The 22188-nt window shown below is 72.4% G+C and carries 21 protein-coding genes; 13 read left to right on the forward strand and 8 right to left on the reverse strand.

The window, feature by feature from the left end; genetic code table 11:
• Positions 1 to 12 precede the first annotated feature (12 nt).
• On the reverse strand, positions 13 to 894 hold the full coding sequence (locus tag ACRAKH_RS03370; RefSeq protein WP_380726638.1) for a UTP--glucose-1-phosphate uridylyltransferase: 882 nt from the start codon (positions 892 to 894) through the stop codon (positions 13 to 15).
• A gap of 38 nt (positions 895 to 932) precedes the next feature.
• Here ACRAKH_RS03370 and ACRAKH_RS03375 point away from each other — a divergent pair, with 38 nt between their 5' ends.
• From ACRAKH_RS03375 to mscL, 4 genes are all read left to right on the forward strand, one after another.
• Positions 933 to 1496: a 5-formyltetrahydrofolate cyclo-ligase gene (locus ACRAKH_RS03375; RefSeq protein WP_380726640.1), complete on the forward strand. Its 564-nt coding sequence runs from the start codon at positions 933 to 935 to the stop codon at positions 1494 to 1496.
• Positions 1497 to 1597: 101 nt separating this feature from the next.
• Complete coding sequence (locus ACRAKH_RS03380; RefSeq protein ID WP_380726642.1) at positions 1598 to 1882, forward strand: FmdB family zinc ribbon protein; 285 nt, start codon at positions 1598 to 1600, stop codon at positions 1880 to 1882.
• A gap of 85 nt (positions 1883 to 1967) precedes the next feature.
• Positions 1968 to 2474 carry an SAF domain-containing protein gene (locus tag ACRAKH_RS03385; RefSeq protein ID WP_380726644.1) on the forward strand — a complete coding sequence of 169 codons (507 nt, stop codon included), beginning with the start codon at positions 1968 to 1970 and terminating at the stop codon, positions 2472 to 2474.
• 549 nt (positions 2475 to 3023) lie between these two features.
• A complete protein-coding gene (gene mscL, locus ACRAKH_RS03390; protein WP_380726646.1) occupies positions 3024 to 3422 on the forward strand; it encodes a large-conductance mechanosensitive channel protein MscL in 399 nt (132 codons plus the stop codon).
• Between the two features lie 411 nt (positions 3423 to 3833).
• Here the strand turns inward: mscL and ACRAKH_RS03395 are convergent, their stop codons facing one another.
• The 3 genes from ACRAKH_RS03395 to ACRAKH_RS03405 form a co-directional block, all read right to left on the reverse strand.
• Complete coding sequence (locus tag ACRAKH_RS03395) at positions 3834 to 4334, reverse strand: MogA/MoaB family molybdenum cofactor biosynthesis protein (protein ID WP_053719418.1); 501 nt, start codon at positions 4332 to 4334, stop codon at positions 3834 to 3836.
• A 91-nt stretch (positions 4335 to 4425) separates the two neighbouring features.
• The gene (locus ACRAKH_RS03400) at positions 4426 to 5445 is read right to left on the reverse strand and encodes a sensor histidine kinase (RefSeq protein WP_380726648.1); all 1020 of its coding nucleotides are present in this window, start codon (positions 5443 to 5445) and stop codon (positions 4426 to 4428) included.
• Positions 5445 to 6146, reverse strand: a complete 702-nt coding sequence (locus tag ACRAKH_RS03405; RefSeq protein ID WP_380726650.1) for a response regulator transcription factor — start codon at positions 6144 to 6146, stop codon at positions 5445 to 5447. Before ACRAKH_RS03405 ends, ACRAKH_RS03400 begins: the two co-directional genes overlap by 1 nt.
• 132 nt (positions 6147 to 6278) lie before the next feature.
• Between ACRAKH_RS03405 and ACRAKH_RS03410 the strand changes: the two genes are divergently transcribed.
• The 3 genes from ACRAKH_RS03410 to ACRAKH_RS03420 all read left to right on the forward strand — a co-directional run bounded on the left by ACRAKH_RS03410 (position 6279) and on the right by ACRAKH_RS03420 (position 11178).
• Positions 6279 to 9254, forward strand: a complete 2976-nt coding sequence (locus ACRAKH_RS03410) for a UvrD-helicase domain-containing protein (protein WP_447009615.1) — start codon at positions 6279 to 6281, stop codon at positions 9252 to 9254.
• Positions 9255 to 9284: 30 nt separating this feature from the next.
• Positions 9285 to 9704, forward strand: a complete 420-nt coding sequence (locus ACRAKH_RS03415) for a VOC family protein (RefSeq protein WP_380726654.1) — start codon at positions 9285 to 9287, stop codon at positions 9702 to 9704.
• A 160-nt stretch (positions 9705 to 9864) separates the two neighbouring features.
• A complete protein-coding gene (locus ACRAKH_RS03420; RefSeq protein WP_380726656.1) occupies positions 9865 to 11178 on the forward strand; it encodes an alpha-lytic protease prodomain-containing protein in 1314 nt (437 codons plus the stop codon).
• Between the two features lie 71 nt (positions 11179 to 11249).
• Here the strand turns inward: ACRAKH_RS03420 and ACRAKH_RS03425 are convergent, their stop codons facing one another.
• Positions 11250 to 11957: an SDR family NAD(P)-dependent oxidoreductase gene (locus tag ACRAKH_RS03425; protein WP_380726658.1), complete on the reverse strand. Its 708-nt coding sequence runs from the start codon at positions 11955 to 11957 to the stop codon at positions 11250 to 11252.
• Between the two features lie 65 nt (positions 11958 to 12022).
• On the opposite strand from ACRAKH_RS03425, the gene ACRAKH_RS03430 reads away from it, so the two are divergent.
• Together ACRAKH_RS03430 and ACRAKH_RS03435 are read left to right on the forward strand one after the other, a co-directional pair.
• The gene (locus ACRAKH_RS03430) at positions 12023 to 12583 is read left to right on the forward strand and encodes a TetR/AcrR family transcriptional regulator (RefSeq protein ID WP_380726660.1); all 561 of its coding nucleotides are present in this window, start codon (positions 12023 to 12025) and stop codon (positions 12581 to 12583) included.
• Between the two features lie 16 nt (positions 12584 to 12599).
• Positions 12600 to 14555 (forward strand): protein kinase domain-containing protein, encoded by a 1956-nt coding sequence (locus ACRAKH_RS03435; protein ID WP_447009616.1) that lies wholly within the window; start codon positions 12600 to 12602, stop codon positions 14553 to 14555.
• Here the strand turns inward: ACRAKH_RS03435 and ACRAKH_RS03440 are convergent.
• Both ACRAKH_RS03440 and ACRAKH_RS03445 read right to left on the reverse strand, forming a co-directional pair.
• Entirely contained in the window at positions 14506 to 15660 is a 1155-nt protein-coding gene (locus ACRAKH_RS03440; protein WP_447009617.1) for an APC family permease, read from the reverse strand. The two genes, ACRAKH_RS03435 and ACRAKH_RS03440, sit on opposite strands and share 50 nt — an antisense overlap.
• On the reverse strand, positions 15657 to 16049 hold the full coding sequence (locus ACRAKH_RS03445; protein ID WP_380723815.1) for a DUF2000 domain-containing protein: 393 nt from the start codon (positions 16047 to 16049) through the stop codon (positions 15657 to 15659). The genes ACRAKH_RS03440 and ACRAKH_RS03445 overlap by 4 nt, the downstream gene beginning before the upstream one ends.
• 104 nt (positions 16050 to 16153) lie before the next feature.
• Here ACRAKH_RS03445 and ACRAKH_RS03450 point away from each other — a divergent pair, with 104 nt between their 5' ends.
• The gene (locus tag ACRAKH_RS03450; RefSeq protein ID WP_380723816.1) at positions 16154 to 16615 is read left to right on the forward strand and encodes an Lrp/AsnC family transcriptional regulator; all 462 of its coding nucleotides are present in this window, start codon (positions 16154 to 16156) and stop codon (positions 16613 to 16615) included.
• A 9-nt stretch (positions 16616 to 16624) separates the two neighbouring features.
• Here ACRAKH_RS03450 and ACRAKH_RS03455 read toward each other — a convergent pair whose 3' ends face one another.
• Positions 16625 to 18196 (reverse strand): dolichyl-phosphate-mannose--protein mannosyltransferase, encoded by a 1572-nt coding sequence (locus tag ACRAKH_RS03455; protein WP_380723817.1) that lies wholly within the window; start codon positions 18194 to 18196, stop codon positions 16625 to 16627.
• Positions 18197 to 18220: 24 nt separating this feature from the next.
• Here ACRAKH_RS03455 and rsmI point away from each other — a divergent pair, with 24 nt between their 5' ends.
• The 3 genes from rsmI (at position 18221) to ACRAKH_RS03470 (ending at position 22006) form a co-directional block, all read left to right on the forward strand.
• On the forward strand, positions 18221 to 19072 hold the full coding sequence (gene rsmI / locus ACRAKH_RS03460; protein WP_380723818.1) for a 16S rRNA (cytidine(1402)-2'-O)-methyltransferase: 852 nt from the start codon (positions 18221 to 18223) through the stop codon (positions 19070 to 19072).
• Between the two features lie 293 nt (positions 19073 to 19365).
• Positions 19366 to 21156: a methionine--tRNA ligase gene (metG, locus tag ACRAKH_RS03465; protein WP_380723819.1), complete on the forward strand. Its 1791-nt coding sequence runs from the start codon at positions 19366 to 19368 to the stop codon at positions 21154 to 21156.
• Between the two features lie 13 nt (positions 21157 to 21169).
• A complete protein-coding gene (locus tag ACRAKH_RS03470; RefSeq protein WP_380723820.1) occupies positions 21170 to 22006 on the forward strand; it encodes a TatD family hydrolase in 837 nt (278 codons plus the stop codon).
• Positions 22007 to 22188 lie beyond the last annotated feature (182 nt).

Genomic DNA, 22188 nt, shown 5'->3' on the forward strand with positions numbered 1-22188 from the left:
GTTGACCCTCGTTCAGGAGTTGCCGAGGCGTTCCCGCAACCACTCCCGCAGGTCGGGCCCGTAGTCCGGGTGCTCAAGTGCGAAGTCAACCGCAGCTTTGAGGAATCCACCCGGATTGCCCAGGTCGTGTCGCCCACCGCGGTGGACGACGACGTGCACCGGGTGGCCCTCGTTGATCAGCAGCGCGATGGCGTCGGTGAGCTGGAGCTCGCCGCCCGCGCCCGGCGTGATGCGCTTCAGGGCGTCGAAGACGGCCCGGTCGAGCAGGTAGCGGCCGGCCGCGGCGAACGTGGACGGCGCGTCCTCCGCCTTCGGCTTCTCCACCATGCCGACGACCTGCTTGACGTCGTCGTCACCGGTGTCGCGGACGTCGAAGACGCCGTAGGCGGAGATCTGGTCCTTGGGGATGTCGAACGCGCACAGCACGCTGCCGCCGAACTTCTCGCGCACCGCGGCCATCTTCTTCAGGGCGCCGGTCGGCAGCACCAGGTCGTCCGGGAGCAGGACGGCGACCGCCTCGTCCGCGCCGGTCAGGTTGCCCTCCGCGCAGCCGACCGCGTGGCCGAGGCCGAGGGCCTTGTCCTGGATGGCGGTCTCGACGGCGAGCAGGCTCGGGGCGCGGCGGACCTTCTCGACCAGGTCCGTCTTGCCGCGCTCCTCCAGCGTCCGCTCCAGCTCGGGCTGCGGGCGGAAGTACTCCGCGACCGCGTCCTTGCCGGGGGAGGTGACGATCACGAGCTTCGTCGCGCCCGCCTCCGCGGCCTCGGTGGCGACGAGTTCGATGCCGGGGGTGTCCACGACCGGCAGCAGTTCCTTGGGCACCGCTTTGGTGGCGGGCAGGAAGCGGGTGCCCAAGCCTGCCGCCGGCACGATTGCTGTCTGGAAGGCGCTCATGGCCTGCGAGCGTAACGGCGCGCTTAGGGTGACCTGCCATGACGTCCGGTGAACGTAATCGGAAGACGACGCTGCGCACACGGTTGCGAGCCGCTCGTCGCAGCGCGGTCATGCCCGCGATGGCGGCCGAAGTGCTGATCGCCGTTGCTGCTTTCGGCGTTTCGGCCGGTCAGGCGGTGTGCGCGTACGTTGCCGCGCCGTCGGAGCCGGGGTCGGTGGAGATGCTCGACGCGTTGCGGGATCGCGGGCTGCGCGTGTTGCTGCCGGTGGTGGTCGGCTCGTCGCTGGACTGGGCCGCGTACGACGGGGAGCTGCGGCCGGGCGCGTTCGGGCTGCATGAGCCGGTGGGGCCGTTGCTGGGTGCGGCGGCGGTCGGCTCGGCGGCGTTGGTGCTGGTGCCGGCGTTGGCGGTGGACCACTCCGGGGTGCGGCTGGGCAAGGGCGGCGGCTACTACGACCGCGCGTTGACGTTGTCCACAGGTCCGTTGGTGGCCCTTGTGCGGGACGAGGAGTTCGTGCCGTCACTGCCGGCCGAACCGCACGATGTCCGGATGGATGCGGTGCTGACGCCCGGATCGGGCTTGGTTCGACTGCCGTTGTGACGTTGACCTGTGATGTTTGCGCCACGTGTGCCCGTTGGCGCATCATCGTTGTTGGCACTCGTGACGGAGGAGTGCCAAACCGGACTCGTGGAGGGCCCACCGTGCCGACCTACCAGTACGCCTGCACCGAGTGCGACCACCGGTTCGACGCGGTGCAGTCCTTCTCGGACTCCGCGCTCACCGAGTGCCCCGAGTGCTCCGGCAGGCTGCGCAAGTTGTACGGCGCGGTCGGCGTCGTGTTCAAGGGCAGCGGCTTCTACCGGACGGACAGCCGTTCGTCGTCCACCTCCGCTCCGTCCTCGTCTTCCACCTCTTCCACGAAGAGCGAGTCGACTTCTTCCTCCTCTTCGTCGTCGTCCTCCACTCCGGCCGCCGCCGCGTCGTAGGGCAGTTCTCCACAGGTCCCCGAGTTGTCCACAACTCGGGGATTCCTGCTGTCGGCAGGGCGCTGACGTCCCTAACGTCGACCCCATGCCCCTCCACCTCAGAAGGATCTTGGCGGCCCTGTTGGCCCTGGTCGCCGTGGGTCTGGCCGTGCTGCCGCCCAGTCCCACGGTCGACGTCCTGGTAGCCGCGCGCGACCTCCCGCCGAACGTCCCCCTGACCGCCGAGGACGTCCGCGCGGTAGCCATGCCGCCGTCTCTGTCCCCAACCGGAACCGTCACCCGGCCCGACGCGCTGGGCCGAACGCTGGTGTCCGCGGCGAGAGCGGGCGAACCCCTGACGGATGCCCGACTAGGACCATCCGACCCGGACGTCTCGTCGGTGGCGGTGCGCCTCGCGGACGCCGGGGTGGCGGGCTTGCTGCGGCCGGGGAGCCGGGTCGACGTGGTCGGCGCGGAGTCGCGCGTGCTGGCCACGGACGCCTCGGTGGTAGCCGTGCGGGACGAGGTGGTGGTGATCTCCGCCAACCGCGAGGCGGCGCACCGAATCGCCTCGGAGTCCCTGGCCAACCCAGTAGCCGTAACCCACCACTAACCCTCACCCTCACCACAACGGCAGCCACCCACCGCGACCGCAGCCCACCGCCGCGACGGCCCGCCACCCGCCGCCACCGCAGCGGCCTGCGATCACGGCCGGTCGCCACCGCGACCGCCACCCCCGCCCGTGGCCCGCCACCCGTTGCCCGCCGCCCGCTGATCGCCAAAGGCATGTCTGTTGCCGCCGCGATCGTGCTTCGGGTGGTCGTGGTTGGTGCCGCATTCGGCCTGCGTCGGGCCGGTCGTTGTCATCCCACTCACCGCAACCCGGTGCTGGCATGACCGGCGAGCGAACCCGGTGCGGTTCCGGCGGTCGCTGGGCCGGCCGCTGTGGCGTGGCGCGGCGGGGCGGAGGTGGCGAGGGGCGGCGGTCGGGGGATGACCGTGGAAAGGGTGGTGTGGGGTGGTGTTGGGGTGGTTCGGGTGGGGTGGGGTAACCCGCGTGAGGGTGGTGTTGGGGCGACACACGCTCTGTTGGGTTACTGCGAGCGTGCTTTGCCGTTACCCTCCGCTAGCCCCCCAATACCCCCGAACGGAGGAGTCGACTGTGATCAAGGGCTTCAAGGACTTCCTCATGCGCGGCAACGTGATCGACCTGGCCGTGGCCGTGGTCATCGGCGCCGCGTTCACCGCCATCGTCACCGCGTTCACCACGAACCTGATCAACCCGATCATCGCGTTGTTCGGCGGCAACAACGTGAACGGCCTGGCGGTGCAGCTCGGCAAGAGCGACAAGACCATCATCGACTTCGGCGCGATCATCACCGCGGTGATCAACTTCTTGATCGTGGCCGCGATCGTCTACTTCATCTTCGTGCTGCCGATGAACAAGCTGAAGGAGCGCCGCAAGCGCGGAGAGGAAGCCGGCCCGGTCGAGCCGACCGACGTGGAGCTGCTGAAGGAGATCCGCGACCTGCTCGCCGCGCAGCGCCAGCGCCAGGACTGACGATCCCGCGAACGGGTCGTCCCACGGACACCGGAGGTGGCCGGGCCGCCCAAGGCGCCGCCCGGCCATCGCCCACCGTCGCCCGCCATCGTCCGTCATCGCTCGGCCCCGCGCCGGCTCGACGGAGACCGGTCGCCGGGCGGCCCGGCCGCTACCCGCCGTGGTGTGGCGGCCGGTTCTCCTCGTACCACCGGTCGTCGCGCCCGGTCGGGCGCGGCTCGTCCGACGAGCTCCCCGGCAGCACGTCGCCGAACACCTCCGCCAGCCGACGACGCCGCGCCGCCTCCTCCGCGACAGAGGCAGCCGCAGCCGCAGCCGAAGCCGCATCAGCCGAAGCTGCTGCGGCCGCGGCAGCCTGATCGGCGGCTGCCGCCGCGGGAGGGGTGGCGTCGGCGTCGTCAGCCGGCTCGGTCACGACTCGTCCAGCCCCGACAGCTGCTCGATCACGTACGGCACCAGCGCGGACAACGTCGCCATGCCGTCCCGCACCGCCGACCGCGACCCGGCGAGGTTCACCACGAGGGTGCTGCCGGACACGCCGACCAGCCCCCGCGAGATGCCCGCGTCGACCGCGCCCGCCGCCAACCCCGACGCCCGGAGCGCCTCGGCGATACCGCTGATCGGCCGGTCGAGCACGCCCTGCGTGGCGTCCGGCGTGACGTCGCGCGGCGACACACCGGTGCCACCGACGGTCACCACCAGGTCGACGCCACCGATGACGGCGGTGTTCAGTGCGGCGCGGATGCCCACGACCTCACCCTCCACCGCGACGGTGCCGTCGACGATGAACCCTGCTTCCTCCAGCAACTCGGTGACCAGGGGTCCTGTGCTGTCGTCGTGCTCACCGTGCGCCACACGGTCGTCCACGATCACGACAAGGGCGCGTCCCAGGCGCTGCGCGCTGCGTTCCATGCGCGTCACCGTAGCCAATCGGTGGATCTCGCGGTTCCGTGACGTCACGCTGTCATCACACCGGACCGCGCCGACCCACCCCCGGGGCACGTCAAGCGGTGCGCGGCGAACCGCCGGCGCTGAGCGGCAGCCGCACCTCGAACCGGCAGCCGCGCCCGTGGTTGCGGGCGTCGATCGTGCCCTGGTGGGCCTCCACGAGCCCGCGCGCGATCGCCAACCCCAACCCTCCGCCCACCGGCCGGCGGTGCGGCGTGCCGCGGAACGCCACGTCGAACACGCGCGGCAGGTCGTCCTCCGGGATGCCGCCGCACGCGTCGTCCACGCGCAGCAGCGCCGACGGGCCGTCCACGTCCACCCGCACGGCCACCGTCCCGTCCGGCGGCGTGTGCCGGATCGCGTTGGACAGCAGGTTGCGCACCACCCGCGCCAGCTCCGGGTCACTGCCCAGCACCACGGGCCACGTCGTCGCGTCCGCCTCCAGCCGCACGCCCTTGCGCGACGCCACCGGCCCCTCCGCCGCCACCACCTCGCTGACCACGTCCGCCAGCGGCACCTCGGACAACGTCAGCCGCAACGCGCCCGCCGTGATCCGGGACAGCTCGAACAGGTCGTCCACCATCCCGGACAGCGCCTCCGCCTCGGCGGAGATCCGACCCGCGTAGTCCGCGACCTCGTCCCGCCGCGACACCACGCCGTCCGCCAGCGCCTCGGCCATCGCCCGGATGCCCGCCAACGGTGTGCGCAGGTCGTGGCTGATCCACGCCACCAGCTCCCGCCGCGACGCCTCGGCGGCCCGTTCCCGCGCCCGCGCCTCCCGCTCCCACACGCTGCGCCGCGCCAGCGCCCGCCCCAGCAGCACCGCGGTCGGCACCGTCACCACCGCCACCAGCAGGCACACCAGCACGGTCGTGGTGAGGATCGGGGTGAACATGAACCCGCTCACCGCGAGCACGCCGCCGACGGTCGCCACCACCGGCACGATCGCCAGCACGGTCAGCGCCGTGGCCAGCGACCCGTTCCACAGCTTCCGCAGCACCAACGCCCCGAGCAGCGCCAACGGCAGCGAGAACAGCACCGCGAACGGCAGGATGTGGTAGATCTCGACCAGCATCACGCACCGCCGTCGTACCGGTAGCCGACGCCCCACACGGTGGCGATGCGCGTCGGGCGGGCCGAGTCGGCCTCGACCTTCTCCCGCAACCGTCGCACGTGGACGGTCACGGTGGACTGGTCGCCGAACTCCCAGCCCCACACCCGAGACAGCAGCTCGCCCCGGCTGAACGCGGTGCCGCGGTGGGTCAGGAAGAACACCAGCAGGTCGAACTCGCGGGTGGTCAGCGGCAGCTCGCGCCCGTCCAGCCACGCCGACCGCGCGCCCACGTCCACCCGCAGCCCGCCGTCCTCCAGCACGGACGACGACCGCGCCGCCGCGACCCGCGACCGCCGCAGCACCGACGTCACCCGCAGCGCCAGCTCGCGCGGGCTGAACGGCTTGGTCACGTAGTCGTCCGCGCCGAGCTGGAGCCCGGCGATCCGGTCCTCCTCTTCGCCCAGCGCGGTCAGCATCACCACGGGCACGGCGCTGCGGACCATCAGCCGCCGGCACACCTCCAACCCGTCGACGCCGGGCAGCATCAGGTCCAGCACCACCAGGTCCGGCTGGCGCTCGGCGAACCGGCGCAACGCGCTCTCGCCGTCGCCGACCACCTCCACCTGGTACCCGGCCACCTCCAGGTACCGGCGCACCACGTCGCGCACGGTCACGTCGTCGTCCACGACGAGCACCCGCCCGGCCACCGCAGGATCGTCCATGACCGCCAGTGTGACGCGCCGAGCGCGCCATGCGTGCGCCGCCAAGACGTGACCAAGGCGCGGCCGGGACGTGGCGAAGGCGTGGCCGGGACGTGGCGGGGACGCGGACGGCACGTGGCTAAGATCAGCGCGGTGCGCTTTGTGGCGGATCTCCACATCCACTCCAAGTACTCCCGGGCCTGCAGCCGCGACTGCGACCTCGAACACCTGACGTGGTGGGCCCGCCGGAAGGGGATCTCGCTGGTCGGCACCGGCGACTTCACCCACCCCGCGTGGTACGACCACCTGACCGAGACGCTGGTCGAGGACTCGCCCGGCCTGTACCGGCTGCGCGACGACCTCGACCGGGAGATCGACCGCACGCTCCCGCCGTCGCTGGCGGCGGCGCCCGTCCGGTTCATGCTGTCGGTCGAGATCTCGACGATCTACAAGCGCGACGACCGGACCCGCAAGGTGCACCACCTCGTCTACCTGCCGGACCTGGCGTCGGCCGCCCGGTTCAACGCCACGCTCGCCAAGATCGGCAACCTGGGCTCGGACGGTCGGCCGATCCTCGGGCTCGACTCGCGCGACCTGCTGGAGATCACGCTGGGGTGCGGCGGCTACCTCGTGCCCGCGCACGTCTGGACGCCGTGGTTCGCGGTGCTCGGCTCGAAGTCCGGGTTCGACGCGATCGAGGACTGCTACGCCGACCTGGCACCGCACGTCTTCGCCGTGGAGACCGGGCTGTCGTCCGACCCGGCGATGAACTGGCGGGTGTCGGGGCTCGACAAGTACCGGCTGGTCAGCAACTCGGACGCGCACTCGCCGCCCGCGCTGGGCCGTGAGGCGACGGTGTTCGACACGGACCTGGACTACTACGCGGTGCGGCGTGCGCTGGAGACCGGGGACGGGTTCGCCGGTTCGCTCGAGTTCTTCCCCGAGGAGGGCAAGTACCACGTCGACGGGCACCGCAAGTGCGGCGTCCGGATGGAGCCCGCCGAGACGCTGGCGCACCGCGGGATCTGCCCGGAGTGCGGCAAGCCGCTGACGGTCGGCGTGCTCAGCCGGGTGGAGGAGCTGGCCGACCGGCCCGCCGGGTCGCGACCGGCCGGAGCCGCCGGGTTCACCAGCCTCGTGCCGCTGCCGGAGATCGTGAGCGAGATCGTCGGCACCGGGCCGAAGAGCAAGAAGGTGCTGGCCGAGGTCGACCGGCTGACCGCGGCGCTCGGCCCGGAGCTCGTGATCCTCCAGGACGTCCCGGTGGACGACATCGCGGCGCACTCGACGTTGCTGGGCGAGGCGGTGGCCCGGCTGCGGCGCGGCGAGGTGGTGCGCGATTCCGGGTACGACGGCGAGTACGGCGTGATCACGGTGTTCGAGCCGGGGGAGTTGGAGCGGCGGCGGTCGGCGTTCGCGCTGTTCGACTGCGCCGCGCCCGTTCGGTCCACTGTGGAGCGTCCGGCGCCGGAGCGCGCGGCGGAGCCCGTGCCCGCGGCGCCCGCGGCCCCGGTCGACGTCACGGGGTCGTTGCTGGACGGCCTCGACCCGGAGCAGCGGGCGGCGGCCGAGGTGGACGGCGGGCCGTTGCTGATCATCGCCGGGCCGGGGACGGGCAAGACGCGGACGTTGACGCACCGGATCGCGGACCTGGTGACGGCGCGCGGCGTGCCGGCCGCCGAGTGCCTGGCCATCACGTTCACCCGGCGCGCGGCGGAGGAGATGGCCGAACGGCTGGCGGCCCTCGCGCCCGACGCCGTCGGCGACCTGACCATCGCGACGTTTCACTCGCTCGGGGTGCTGATCCTGCGGGAACACCACTCGTCGGTGGGACTGTCGGCGTCGTTCGGCGTCGCCGACCCGGATCGCCAACTGGCGGTGGCGTCGTCGGTCGTCGCGGACGAGAAGGAAGCGCGGGCGCTCGTCGCCTCCGGTGACGAGCGGTACAAGAAAGCCTTGCGCGCGCAGGACCTCGTGGACTTCGACGACCTGATCACGTTGCCGTTGGCGCTGCTGGAGGGCTCGCCCGCGCTCGTCGACGCCTACCGGGCGCGGTGGCGGTGGGTGTCGGTGGACGAGTACCAGGACGTGGACGAGCAGCAGTACCGGCTGCTGCGGTTGCTCGCGCCCGCCGACGGCAACCTGACCGCGATCGGCGACCCGGACCAGGCGATCTACCGGTTCCGCGGCGCGGACGTCGGGTTCTTCCTGCGGTTCCGGGAGGACTTCCCGACCGCGCGGACCGTGCACCTGACCCGCAACTACCGGTCGTCGGCGGCGGTCGTGACGGGCGCGTTGGAGGTGATCGCGCCGTCGTCCCTGGTGCCGGGGCGGGAGCTGCGGCCGATGGTCGACCACGGCGCCGCGCCCATCGGCGTGCACCACGCGGCGTCGGAGTCGGCCGAGGCGGCGTTCGTGGCGCGGACCGTCGAGCAGGTGCTCGGCGGGGCGTCGTTCCACGCGTTCGACAGCGGGCGGGTGGTCGGCGACGGCACGCAGGGCCTGGGGTTCTCCGACTTCGCCGTGCTGTACCGGACGGACCGGCAGTCGCGGGCGCTGGTCGAGGCACTGACCCAGTCCGGCCTGCCGTTCCAGAAGCGCTCGCACGACCGGCTGGTCGACCGTCCCGGCGTGGCGCGGATCGCGCACGACCTCCGGTACGCCGCCGGCGCGACGGTGCTCGACCGCGTGCGTGCCGTGGCGGGCGACGACCACACCGCCTACGAGCTGCTGAAACCCCTCGCCACGGCGTCCGGCGAGGACTTCGAGCGCTTCCACACGTCGCTCGCCCTGGGCGTGGAGGTGGACACGTGGGACCCGCGCGCGGACCGCATCTCGCTGCTCACCCTGCACGCGTCGAAGGGTCTGGAGTTCCCGGTCGTGTTCATCGTCGGGTGCGAGGACGGGTTGCTGCCGCTGCGCCGGCCGGGGACCGACGACCCGGAGGCGGTGGACGAGGAGCGCCGGTTGCTGTTCGTCGGCATGACCCGCGCGCAGCGGCACCTGTTCCTGAGCCACACGACCGGGCGGCCGAAGTCCCCGTTCCTGAGCGCTCTCAAGGCGTTCGACCAGGTCGGGGACGCGCAGCCCAAGCGCCGGCGCAAGGGCACCCAGCTGAGCCTGCTCTGAGCTGTCGGACCCCTGCCCTAACCTCGGGACATGGCGCACACCATCGGTCTGGCCCTCGACTGCCACCACCCGACCCGGCTGGCGGAGTTCTGGAAGCTGGCGCTCGGCTACGAGGAGGAGCCGCCGCCGGCGCCGTTCGCCACGCGCGAGGAGTGGCTGGCGCAGTTCGACCTGTCCGACGACGACCAGGACGACGGCGCCTGGCTGCACGACCCGGCCGGTGTGGGCCCGAAGCTGTTCCTGCAACAGGTGCGGGAGCCGAAGACGCAGAAGATCCGGCTGCACTTCGACATCCGGGTGAGCGCGGAGGCGCCGCGGGCCGAGCGCTGGTCGGCGGTCAACGCGAAGGTGGCGCAGCTGCTGGCGGCCGGTGGTCGTGTGGTGTGGGAGGACCCGGAGCACCACATCGTCATGGCCGACCCGGAGGGCAACGAGTTCTGCGTCTGCTGAGGCCGTGAGCTGGGCGGACGTCGATCCGAAGATCACGAGTGGACTAGACCATAACGTGGCGTTATGACGTGATTGGCATATCCGCCGCACCTCCGCGCCGGCTAGCGTCGGTGGCACGGCCCCGCATCCCGTGTCACCACCCCTGCAAGGAGACAAGCGGATGACTCGACGTAGCGTCGCCGCGGTCGCCGTGGCGGTCCTGGGCGCTGCCGGATTGGCAGCGACCCTCGCCACCACCGCGACCGCCGGTCCACCAACGCGACCCGCCGCGGACGGCGGCATGGTCGCGGCCCTGGCGCGCGACCTGAACCTGACGCCCGACCAGGCCCGCGCCCGCATCCACCGCGAAGCCGCCGCGGCCCGGACCGAGGGCGTCCTCAAGACCCGCCTCGGCCCCGGCTTCGCGGGCGCGTGGATGAACGCCGACGCCACCAAGCTCGTCGTCGGCGTCACGGCCGCGGCGCAGATCCAGTCCGTCGAAGCGGCGGGCGCCGAGGCGAAGCTCGTCCGGCGCTCCCTCGCCGACCTCGACGCCCTGAAGGTCAAGCTCGACCGCAACGCCCGCAGCGCGCCGAAGTCCGTGCCCGGCTGGTACGTCGACGCGCCGACCAACACCGTGGTCGTCCTGGCCCGCGACGTCGCCGACGCGGCCGCGTTCACCCGGGCCAGCGGCCTGGCCGAGGCGGACGTGCGGATCGAGCGGTCCACCGAGGAGCCGCGGCCGCTGATCGACGTGATCGGCGGCAACGCGTACTACATCGGCAGCGGGTCGCGCTGCTCGGTCGGGTTCGCGGTCAACGGCGGCTTCGTCACGGCGGGCCACTGCGGCCGCACGGGCGCGGCCACGACCCAGCCGAGCGGCACGTTCGCCGGCTCCAGCTTCCCCGGCAACGACTACGCCTGGGTCCGCACGGCCGCGGGCAACACGGGCCGCCCGCTGGTCAACCGCTACCCCGGCACGGTGCCGGTGGCGGGTTCCACCGAGGCCCCGGTGGGCGCCTCGGTCTGCCGCTCGGGCTCCACGACGGGGTGGCGCTGCGGCACCATCCAGCAGAAGAACGCCTCCGTGACCTACCCCGAAGGCACGATCACCGGCCTGACCCGCACGAACGCCTGCGCCGAACCCGGCGACTCCGGCGGCTCGTGGCTGACCGGTGACCAGGCGCAGGGCGTCACCTCCGGTGGCTCCGGGAACTGCACGTCCGGCGGGACGATCTACTTCCAGCCGGTCAACGAGATCCTCCAGGTCTACGGCCTCCAGTTGGTCGTCAGCGGCGGCACGCCAACCAGCACCACCTCGCCGACCACGACGACCACCACGAACCCGGGCCAGACGACCTGGCAGCCAGGCGTCGCGTACACGACCGGCTCCCTCGTGACGTACGACGGCGTCGGGTACAGGTGCTTGCAGGGGCACACGTCCCAACCAGGCTGGGATCCGCCGGCGGTGCCCGCCTTGTGGGAGCGCGTGTGAGCTAGCGGCGGGCGCACGCGCGGGGGAGGGGTCCGGCTCGCACTTGCAGCCGGACCCCCCTTTCCGCGCGGTCACAGGTGGGCGCCGCCGGTCGCGTCGATCCACGCCCCCGTGACCCACCGGGCGTCCTCCGACGTCACGAACGAGACGACGTCCGCGATGTCGTCCGCGCGACCGATCCGGCCCAGCGCCGACCGCGCCGCCATCGCCGCCTCCGCCTCCGGGTTCCCGCGCAGCCACGGCGCGTTGATGTCGGTGTCGACCACGCCGGGCGCGACGGTGTTCACGGTGATCCCGCGCGGCCCGAGGTGTTGTGCCAGGGTGCGCGTGAACGTGTCCAGCGCGCCCTTCGTCATCGAGTACGCGATCCCCGCCGGCATGGCGATCCGCGTCGCCCCGGACGAGATGTTCACGATCCGCCCACCGTCCCGCAGCAACGGCAGCGCGCGCTGCACCAGGAAGAACGGCGCCCGCACGTTCACGCCGAACACCTCGTCGAACGCCTCGGGCGTCACGTCCTCGATCGGGTGCGGCAGGGCCGCGCCCGCGTTGTTCACCAGCACGTCCAACGGCGGCAGCGCGGCCACCAGCGCGTCGAGCTCCGCCGGCAGCGAGGCCCGCACCGCGAACGCCCCGCGCCCGGCCTCCGCCACCACGGAGGCGGCCGACTCGTCGTCCCGGCCGTAGTGCACGACGACCCGCATCCCGTCCGCCGCCAGCCGCAGCGCGATCGCCCGCCCGATTCCCCGCCCCGCCCCGGTCACCAATGCCGTCTTCACCAGCACCCCAATCTGTAACGACCACTACAGAAGTGCAACTGTAGCGGTCGTTATAAAATCGTGGGGTGGTGGGGCGCAGACGCGGGTTCGACCGGGACGAGGTGCTGGACCGGATCACGCGCGCCTTCTGGCGCGACGGCTACCAGGCGACGTCCGTCGCCGACCTCACCGAGGCCACCGGCGTCAACCCGCCCAGCCTCTACGCCGCGTTCGGCGACAAGCAGGCCCTCTTCGCCGAGGTCGTCACGCGCTACCAGGCCACCTACGGCGCGTTCACCACGCGGGCCCTCGACGAGGAGCCCACGGCGCGCCAGGCGGTCGAGCGCATCCTCACCGAAGCCGCCGTCGAGTACACGAACCCCGACCGGCCCAAGGGTTGCCTGATCCTCAGCGCGCCCGACCTTCGCCACCTCCGTGACCAGGCCAGACAGGCGGTCGAGGCGAAGATCCGGCACGACGTCGCCACCGGCGCGCTGCCCGCCGGCACGGACGCGCGCCGGCTCGCCCTGTTCGTCGCGGCCACCGTCCAGGGCATGTCGTCCCTGGCCCGCGACGGCGCCACCAGGGCGGAACTGCACGACGTTGCCCGCACCGCGCTGTCGGCGTGGCCCGCACCCGTACCCTGAGAGACGACGAGAAGGGGTGGTGCGGGTCGTGGAGCTGGCCGAGTCGCTGCTGGCGTGGCTGCACGGCTGGTCGGGTGTGTCGGTCTGCCCGGGCGACTGGGCCTGGACCGCCACGGCGTTCGGCGCGCTGATCGGCGTGCTGCCCACGGTCGCCGCCCTGCTGTCGATCACCGTCCGCCGCGTCGTCGGCAACTCCTACGGCCCGGTCACCGGCGCGATCTTCGCCGTCCTCGGCGTGATGAGCACGTTGGTGCTGCCGTGGATGGCGTTCTCGGCGACGGTCAAGCTGCTGCGCACCCGCGCGCTGCCGGGCATGGAGTCGCTGAGCGAGTCGCCCTGCGTGGCGTTCACCCAGTACGAGTACCTGGTTGGCGCGCCGTCGGTCGTCGAGGCGATCACGGCGAACGCCGACGTCATGGACCTGATCGCGGCGTGCGCGACGGCCGTCCTGGCGCTGATGTGCCTGCTGTTCGTGATGCTGCAGGCGGGCTCGGCGTTCCGGCTCGGCCCGAACTGGCCGCGCCGCCTGTTCTGGCCCCCGTTCCTGGTCCTGCTGCTGTCCACGTCGGCGCTGCCGGTCACGCTGGTGGGCCACCTGCTGCTCGGGTTCTTCCCGATCGCGCTCGTGGGCTCCCTCGTCGTGCGGGTTTTCGGGTTGACTACCGCCATGCTGAACCGCCCCGGTCGCGATCGCGGGAACCCGAGCCCGCAACCCGCGGTGTCGAGAACGCCACCGCCGCAGCCCCAGCAGCCGCAGGGGCCGAACCCGAAGCCGCCGCCCTACCAGGTGGAGAAGCCGCCGCCCTACCAGCCGGCGCAGATCCCGCCGTACCAGCCCGTGCCCCCGTACCGGCCGACCCCGCCGCAGCGGCACTACCCGCCGACGCGCGTCGCCGAGTCGGCGCCCGTGGCGGAGCCGCAGCCCGCGCGGGCCGAGCCGCCGAAGCCGACCCGCGTCGACCACCCGGCGCCGCTCGCCGACACCCCCGGACCGCTCCCGTTCGGCCCCGGCAGCGGTGGGCACGGCAGCGGTGGACCCGGCAGCGGTGGACCCCGCAGCGCCGGGCACGGCGTGCCGCCCGCGGCGGGCCCGGACTCCGGCAAGGTCTGGAACCCGGCCGGCGGCCGCTTCCGGCGCATCCGCCAGCTCGGCCGCGGCGGGTTCGGCACCGTGTGGCTCGCCGTGGACGAGCAGCTGGCCCGCACGGTCGCGGTGAAGCTCGCCCACGCCCCGGACAACGACACCGAGCAGCGCATGGTGCGTGAAGCGCGCGCTCTGGCCGCCGTGCGGCACCCGAACTGCGTGCGCGTGTTCGACATCGTCCAGGACCCGGACGGCCTGGCGATCATCATGGAGTACATCGACGGCCAGCCGCTGTCCGACGTCGTGCTGAAGAGCGGCCTGCTCGCCGACACGCTCGCCGCCCGCCTCTGGCTGAACATGGCGGACGCGCTGGCCGCCGCGCACGAGCAGGGCGTGCTGCACCGGGACGTGAAGCCGTCCAACGTCATCGTGGACACCCAGGGCACCGCGCACCTGATCGACTTCGGCATCGCCCGGTCCAAGGGCGACAGCACGCTCACCGCCACCGGGATGATGGTCGGCACGCCCGACTTCCTCGCCCCGGAGACCGCCCGCGGCGAGGCGGCCAGCCCGGCGTCCGACGCGTGGCAGCTGGCCGCGACGGTCAGCTACGCGCTCACCGGCCACCCGCCGCGCGGCACGCGGGAGAACCCGATCTCGTCGCTGATGGCCGCCGCGCAGGGCGAGCCGTGCGTGAAGCTGCCGCAGCGCAGCGCCCACGCCCGGCTGCTGACCAGCGCGTTGGACGCCGACCCGGCCAAGCGGCCCACGTTGAGCGCGATCCGCACCGAGCTGAGCACGTGGCTGTCGCAGGCCGGGCTGAGCAAGGAAGGCCCGGTCACGAAGATGATCGACCGGCCCGAACCGCCGACCCGGCCCGTGCGCTGACCCGTGCGCTGACCCGTCGGCCCACCCGGGCGATCGCCGGCGCGGCGACGGCTATCACCAGCGGCACGGCGAGCAGGACGCCGGAGAACGCCGGCACCAACGTCGTGCACGCCAGGGCGAACGCGGCCGAGCGGCTGCGGAGGAGGGTGACGGCGGCGGCCAGTCCCGCCGCCGTCACCGCCGCCAACGCCGTGGAGGCGACCCGCATGAGCGTGTCGAGCTCGACGTGCAGGCGCAGCGTGACGGCCGTGAGCACCCCGCACAGCACCAGCAGCCCGGTCAGGCCGTGCCGTCCGCCGAGGCGCGCGCCACCGGCCAGGTAGGTGTTGATCGCGCCGAACGTCAGCAGCGCCGCGGCGACCGCCACGACCGGCCGGGCGGACGGCCCGAACGCCCGTCCCAGCAGGTCGGCGAGCGGGACGTTGCTCGTCGTGCCCGCCGTCGTGACCGCCAGCCCCAGGTAGAGGACGGCGACGACGACCAGTGTCCGCCGCGTCGCCCGGCGCGGGTCGCCGAACTCGTCGGCGAGGTTGCCCGCCGCCTCCCAGCCCGAGAACGCGAAGAACAGGACCACTGCGGCGTGGCCGACGGCGAGCCACCCGTTCGGCGCGAACGGCTGGAAGTCGTCCGGCGCGACGTGCGGGACGTTGGCCGCGATCGCGACGACGAGCAGGACCGCGAGCAGCCCCACCAGCAGCACCTGCGCCCGCGCCGACACCCGCAGGCCGGCGTAGTTCGCGGCGAACGCGGCCGCCGGCAGCAGCACGCCGATCAGCGCCGGGTCGCCGCCGCCGAGCGCGTGGGCGACGTACCGGCCGCCGACGAGGGCGCCGCCGAGCACCCCGAACGGCACCCCGACCAGGTAGAACCACCACGCCACGGGTCGGGCGGCGCGGTCGCCGAACGCCGTCCGCACGAAGCCGGCGACGCCGCCGCGGTGCCGTTCGCCGAGGCGGGTGAACGACACCGCGACCGGGACGCTGAGCGCGAGGAGCGCGGCCCACGCGAGGAGCGAGGCGGGCCCGGCGGCCTCCGTGGCGAGCGCGGGCAGCACCAGCACGCCCGGCCCGAGCACCGCGCCGACGTACATCGCGGTGAGCTTCACGCCATCAGGGGAAGTCTGCGGGTCAACCGGGTGACCTCGGCGCGCGGGCCGTAGAGGGCGACGGCGACGTACTCGGGGTCCGCGGTCCGGGCGAGGGCTTCGAGGTACTCGCCGTACGCGCGGGACCGGCGGGCGACCTCCGTGAAGCCGATCTTCAGCACGCCGTCCGCCCGGTGCAGGGCCTTCAGCTGCTCGGCGGACGCGGTCAGGACCGGCACCGGGTGGGTGTTGAGGCCCAGGTGGAGGGCGCCGTCGGCGTCCTCGCCGTCCTCGCCGAGCAGGTCCGGGAGGCGGGCGCCGAGGGTGAGGCCGAGGTTGACGGCGGCGTTGGCGGCGAGGTTCGGCGGCAGGTCGTCACGCACGACCAGGGCGAGTTTGGTGGGCAGCACAGCGGCATCCGTTCGTTCGGTGGAATGCCGCCAAAGCTAGTGATCTGCACGCCGCAGTCCAGCCTGTCCGAACTTCGTTCGGCAGGGTTTGCCATGATCGGTTCATGGACGAACTTGATTCGGCGATCATCCGCAATCTGCAGCTGGATGCGCGGCTGACCAACCGCGAGCTGGCGCGGCGGCTCGGCGTGGCCGCCTCGACGTGCCTGGAACGGGTCCGCGCCCTGCGCGAGCGCGGCGTGATCAAGGGCTACCACGCCGACGTGGACCTGGCCGCCCTCAACCGCCCCGTCCAGGCCTTCGTGGCCGCCCGCCTGCGCCCCATGAGCCGCGCGGTGATCGCCGACTTCAAGGCGGCCATCGGCGCCCTCCCGGAGGTGACGGCGATGTACGTCGTGGCGGGCGACGACGACTTCCTCATCCACCTCGCCGTGCCGAACCTGGAACACCTGCACGCGTTCCTCATCGACCGGCTGAGCCAGCGCCGCGAGGTGATCAGCTTCCGCAGCTCGGTGATCTACGAGAGCATCCGGAACCCGGTGCTCACCGAGCTGCCGCCGCGCTGACCCGTCCGCTCAGTTCCAGGACGGCAGCCACTTCTGCGCGTCCCACACCTCCGGTGTGATCGGGATGCCGTTGAGGATCGGCCACAGCCACACGAAGTTCGCCACCACCAGGCCCACGTACAGGGCGACGGCCAGCAGACCCGTGCCCCGGCGCTCCCTGCCGTCGGTCCGCCGGCCCAGCACCTCGCCCAGCGCCAGCGCGATGCCGAGCACCAGGAACGGCGCCATCGGCGTCGCGTAGAAGAAGTACATCTGCCGGTCGACGTTGAGGAACCACGGCAGGAAACCGGCGCCGTAGCCGGCCAGCACGGCCGCGTACCGCCAGTCGACGCGGGAGATCGACTGCCACACCGCCCACGCCAGCACCGGGAACGCCAGCCACCACATGGCGGGCGTGCCGATCAGCATGATCGCGCCCACGCACGTCGGACCGCCGCAGCCCTGCACGGCGCCCTCGAAGTAGTAGAGCATCGGCCGCAGCCCCATCGGCCACGTCCACGGCTTCGACTCCCACGGGTGGCGGTTGGTCTCCGACGTGACCAGCTTGGTGTGGAACTCCAGCACGTTGCCGCTGTAGTACCAGAGCGCCCGCAGCGGCTCGGGGATCCAGCCGTCCGCCGGGATCTTCACGCCCGCGATGTGCCGGTCGATCGCCGTCTCCGACGCGAACCACGCCCACCACGTCGCCAGGTACGCCAGCACCGGGATCAGGAGCAGCGCGAACAGCGACGGCAGCAGGTCCTTCGCGAACGCGCCCAGCCACGGCCGCTCCACCCCGGCGGCACGGCGCGCGGTCGCGCTCCAGAGCACCGACATCACGCCGAAGAACGCGATGTACCAGAGGCCGGACCACTTCACACCGCACGCGAGGCCGAGCGAGACGCCGCCGGCGAACCGCCACCAGCGGAAGCCCAGCCACGGGCCGAGCGGCGAGTTCGTCACCCAGCCCTCGCGCACCGCGACGGCCAGCCGCGACCGCACCTGGTCCCGGTCCACCACCAGGCACGCGAACGCCACCACCACGAAGAACGCGAGGAAGATGTCCAGCATCCCCATCCGCGACTGCACGTGGCTCACGCCGTCCGCGATCAGCAGCACGCCGGCGATCGCGCCGATCAGGTCGGACCGCGTCATCCGCCGGGCGATCCGCACCACCAGCAGGATCGTCAGCGTGCCGACGAGCGCCGACGCAAACCGCCAGCCCACGGCGTCGTAGCCGAACAGCCACTGCCCGATCGCGATGAGCTGCTTGCCCAGCGGCGGGTGGACGATCAGCTCGTAGCCGGGGTTGTCCTCGTACCCGCCGTTGCGCAGCACCTGCGCGCCCTGCGGCACGTAGTGCTTCTCGTCGAAGATCGGCGTGCCCTTGTCGGTCGGGAACCCGAGGTTCCAGAACCGCACCACCCCGCCGATCAGCGCCACGGTGAGCGTGACGAGCCAGCCCCGCAGGGCGGTGCCCATCGGGCCGGGTTCGAGCTGGCGGGCCCGCGACTCGCGGTCGTTGCCCGGTGGGGGGCCGGCGGGCGGGACCTCGCCGGCCACGACCACGTCGTCTGCGGACTGCGGTGCGATCAGGCTCACGCGCCCGATCGTAGGGTGAGAGGCGTGAGACCTGTATCTGGATCAGGCCGTTTGGTGCTGGCCGCTACTCCGCTCGGCGACGTCCGGGACGCTTCACCACGCCTGGTGGAGGCGTTGGGGACGGCCGACGTCATCGCGGCGGAGGACACCCGGCGACTCCGGTCCCTCGCCGCGGCCCTCGACGTGACGCCGTCCGGACGGGTCGTGAGCTTCTACGACCAGGTCGAGACGGCCCGCCTCCCCGGCCTGCTGGAGGCCCTGCGCGACGGCCGCACGGTGGTGCTCGTGACGGACGCCGGCATGCCCAGCGTGTCCGACCCCGGCTACCGGCTCGTGACGGCGTGCGTGGCCGAGGACATCCGGGTGACGTGCCTGCCCGGCCCGTCCGCGGTGACCACGGCGCTGGCCGTGTCCGGGCTGCCGTCGGACCGGTTCTGCTTCGACGGCTTCCCGCCGCGCAAGCAGGGCGAGCGGCGGAAGTGGTTCGCGGCGCTGGCCGACGAGCCCCGGACGTGCGTCTTCTTCGAGTCGCCGCACCGGCTGGCGGACACCCTCGCCGACGCCGCGTCCGTGCTGGGCGCCGACCGCCAAGCCGCCGTCTGCCGGGAGCTGACCAAGACGTACGAGGAGGTCAGGCGGGGTGGGCTCGGCGAGCTGGCCGAGTGGGCCGCCGAGGGCGTGCGCGGTGAGGTGACGGTCGTGCTGGCGCCCGCGGAGGCCCGCGACACGCCGCCGATGGAGGTGCTGGTCGCCGAGGTCAGGCAGCGCGTGGCGGACGGCGAGCGGACGAAGACGGCGGCGGCCGAGGTGGCGGCGGCGGCGGGCGTGAGCAAGAAGGCGCTCTACGACGCCGTGATCAGCTCGACGACGCCGTGATCAGCGGGTCCTGACGGGCACGAGCCGCACGTCGACGCCGGGCAACTCCCCGAACCACGCCCGTTCGTCGGTGGTCACCACCGTGCGGTTCGTCGCGCGCGGTCGCCGCGATGATCACGTCGCGCGCGCCGCGGCCGCCACGTCGGTGAGCCTGTGGAGGGTGGTGCCGCCGGAGGTGCCGCCGCGGGTGCCGTGCCAGCCGGGGATTGGGCCTGCCCGGTTCGGCCAGTTGACCGCCCCGGCTACCGGTGACCCGCGAAAACCCGCTGGGACGACCTCCGTAGGCTTGGCCCATGAGTGCCTCCGTGCTGACCGCGGTGGCGTGGCCCTACGCCAACGGCCCCCGCCACATCGGTCACGTCTCCGGTTTCGGTGTCCCCTCCGACGTGTTCTCCCGCTACATGCGCATGTCGGGCAACCGGGTGCTGATGGTCTCCGGCTCGGACGAGCACGGCACGCCGATCTCGGTGCAGGCGGAGAAGGAGGGCATGTCCACGCGCGAGCTCGTGGACAAGTACCACCGCGTCATCGCGAACGACCTGCACGGCCTCGGCCTGTCCTACGACCTGTTCACCCGGACCACCACCGGCAACCACTACCAGGTGGTGCAGGAGCTGTTCCTCTCCCTCTGGCGCAACGGCTACGTGGTGCCCAAGACGGAGATGGGCGCGATCAGCCCCTCCACCGGCCGCACCCTGCCCGACCGCTACATCGAGGGCACCTGCCCGATCTGCGGCTACGACGGCGCCCGCGGCGACCAGTGCGACAACTGCGGCAACCAGCTCGACCCCGTCGACCTGAAGAACCCGCGCTCGCGCATCAACGGCGAGGTGCCGAAGTTCGTCGAGACCGAGCACCTGTTCCTGGACCTCCCGCAGTTCATCGACGCCCTCGGCGGCTGGCTCCAGACCCGCGCCGAGTGGCGGCCGAACGTGCTGAAGTTCAGCCAGAACCTCATCGGCGACCTGCGCCCGCGCGCCATCACCCGCGACCTCGACTGGGGCATCCCGATCCCGCTCGACGGCTGGCGCGACCAGCCGATGAAGCGCTTCTACGTGTGGTTCGACGCGGTGATCGGCTACCTCAGCGCGTCCGTCGAGTGGGCCCGGCGCAGCGGTGACGAGGACGCCTGGAAGGAGTTCTGGACCGGCGACGCCCAGGGCTACTACTTCATGGGCAAGGACAACATCGTCTTCCACTCGCTGATCTGGCCGTCGCTGCTGCTCGGCCAGAACGGCCAGGGCGCGAAGGGCGGCGAGCCGGGCGCGTTCGGCGCGCTGAACCTCCCCACCGAGGTCGTCAGCTCCGAGTTCCTGACCATGAGCGGGTCGAAGTTCTCCACGTCCCGCGGCACGGTCATCTACGTGACGGACTTCCTGAAGGAGTTCGGCCCGGACGCGCTGCGCTACTTCATCTCGGTCGCCGGCCCCGAGAACCAGGACACCGACTTCACCTGGGAGGAGTTCGTCCGCCGCACGAACTTCGAGCTGGCCAACGAGTGGGGCAACCTGGTCAACCGGTCGATCTCCATGGCGCACAAGAACGTGGGCGCGGTGCCGAGGCCGACCAGCCCCACCCAGGCCGACCACGAGCTGCTGGCCCTGTCGAAGCAGGCGTTCGACGTGGTGGGCGGGCACCTGCGCCGCTCCCGCTTCAAGCAGGCGTCGAGCGAGGCGATGAAGGTCGTCGGCGCGGCCAACCGCTACCTGTCCGACCAGGAGCCGTGGAAGCTGAAGGACGACCCGGAGCGCCGCGACACCGTGCTGCACACCGCCTTGCAGGTCGTGCAGGACGCGAACGCGCTCCTCACGCCGTTCCTGCCGCACTCGGCGCAGAAGGTGCACGAGGCGCTGGGCGGCACGGGCGTGTGGGCGGCGCAGCCGCAGCTGACCGACGTGGCCGACCTGGACGTGCCCGACCGCGAGTACCCGGTGCTGACCGGTGACTACGCGGCCGAGCAGGCGACGTGGGCGTCGACGCCGATCGAGGTGGGCCGCCCGCTGGCCAAGCCCGCGCCGCTGTTCGCGAAGCTCGACCCGGAGCTGGGTGAGACCGGCCCCGAGTGGGCGCCGATCGTCAAGTGAGGCCCGAGAACCGTTGACCAAGCGCCGCGGCGAGCGGCCACCGGCGCCGGAGACCCTTCCGGCGCCGGTGGTCGACGCCCACACCCACCTGGACGCGTGCGGCGCGACGACGCCGGACGACGTGAAGGCCATCGTCGACCGGGCCGCGCTGGCCGGTGTCGACCGCGTGATCACGGTCGCCGATGACCTCGACTCCGCCCGCTGGGCCGCCGAGGCCGCCACGTGGGACGACCGGGTGTTCGCCGCCGTCGCCCTGCACCCCACCCGCACGTCGACGTTCGGCCAGGCCGAGCAGGACGTCCTGGCGGCGCTCGCCGAGCACCCGAGGGTCGTCGCGATCGGCGAGACCGGCCTGGACTACTACTGGGACTACGCGCCCAGATCGGCGCAGCACGAGGCGTTCCGGTGGCACATCGACCTGGCCAAGCGCGTCGGCAAGGCGTTGATGATCCACGACCGGGACGCGCACGACGACATCCTGAAGGTGCTCGACGCGGAGGGCGCGCCGGACACCGTCGTCTTCCACTGCTTCTCCGGCGACCTCTCCTTCGCGCGCGCGTGCGTGGAACGCGGGTTCGTGCTGTCGTTCGCGGGCACCACGACGTTCCGCAACGCCCACGCCCTCAGGGAGGCCGCGCGGTGGGCGCCCGAGGACCACGTGCTGGTCGAGACGGACGCCCCGTTCCTCACGCCCCACCCGTACCGAGGTCGCCCGAACGAGCCCTATTGCGTGAACTACACGCTCCGGGACCTGGCGACCCTGCGTGACGCCGACGTCGGTGAGTTGGCGGCGAAGATCACCCGAAACGCCGAACGCGTCTTCCGTCTCAGTGACGTGGCGGAGTCGTAGTGCTCCTTACGACGAATGGCCGACAGACTTGCTCCCCTAACGGAGTGACTGACCTCACAAGGGTTGTGGGGGTGTTGGCACAACCACCGCGCACCCGTTACGGTCCCGTGACCGTGCCCCGAGTTCCCGTTCGGGGCGCACCCGCAGTCGGGGCGGGTCTCAGAGGACCAGAAGCGAGAAGC

The sequence above is a fragment of the Saccharothrix hoggarensis genome (assembly GCF_052936025.1).

Coding starts and splice junctions, on each gene's coding strand:
- ACRAKH_RS03370 (WP_380726638.1), bottom strand. CDS start 894: ATGAGCGCCTTCCAGACAGCAATCGTGCCGGCGGCAGGCTTGGGCACC.
- ACRAKH_RS03375 (WP_380726640.1), top strand. CDS start 933: ATGACGTCCGGTGAACGTAATCGGAAGACGACGCTGCGCACACGGTTG.
- ACRAKH_RS03385 (WP_380726644.1), top strand. CDS start 1,968: ATGCCCCTCCACCTCAGAAGGATCTTGGCGGCCCTGTTGGCCCTGGTC.
- ACRAKH_RS03395 (WP_053719418.1), bottom strand. CDS start 4,334: ATGGAACGCAGCGCGCAGCGCCTGGGACGCGCCCTTGTCGTGATCGTG.
- ACRAKH_RS03400 (WP_380726648.1), bottom strand. CDS start 5,445: ATGCTGGTCGAGATCTACCACATCCTGCCGTTCGCGGTGCTGTTCTCG.
- ACRAKH_RS03405 (WP_380726650.1), bottom strand. CDS start 6,146: ATGGACGATCCTGCGGTGGCCGGGCGGGTGCTCGTCGTGGACGACGAC.
- ACRAKH_RS03415 (WP_380726654.1), top strand. CDS start 9,285: ATGGCGCACACCATCGGTCTGGCCCTCGACTGCCACCACCCGACCCGG.
- ACRAKH_RS03420 (WP_380726656.1), top strand. CDS start 9,865: ATGACTCGACGTAGCGTCGCCGCGGTCGCCGTGGCGGTCCTGGGCGCT.
- ACRAKH_RS03450 (WP_380723816.1), top strand. CDS start 16,154: ATGGACGAACTTGATTCGGCGATCATCCGCAATCTGCAGCTGGATGCG.
- metG (WP_380723819.1), top strand. CDS start 19,366: ATGAGTGCCTCCGTGCTGACCGCGGTGGCGTGGCCCTACGCCAACGGC.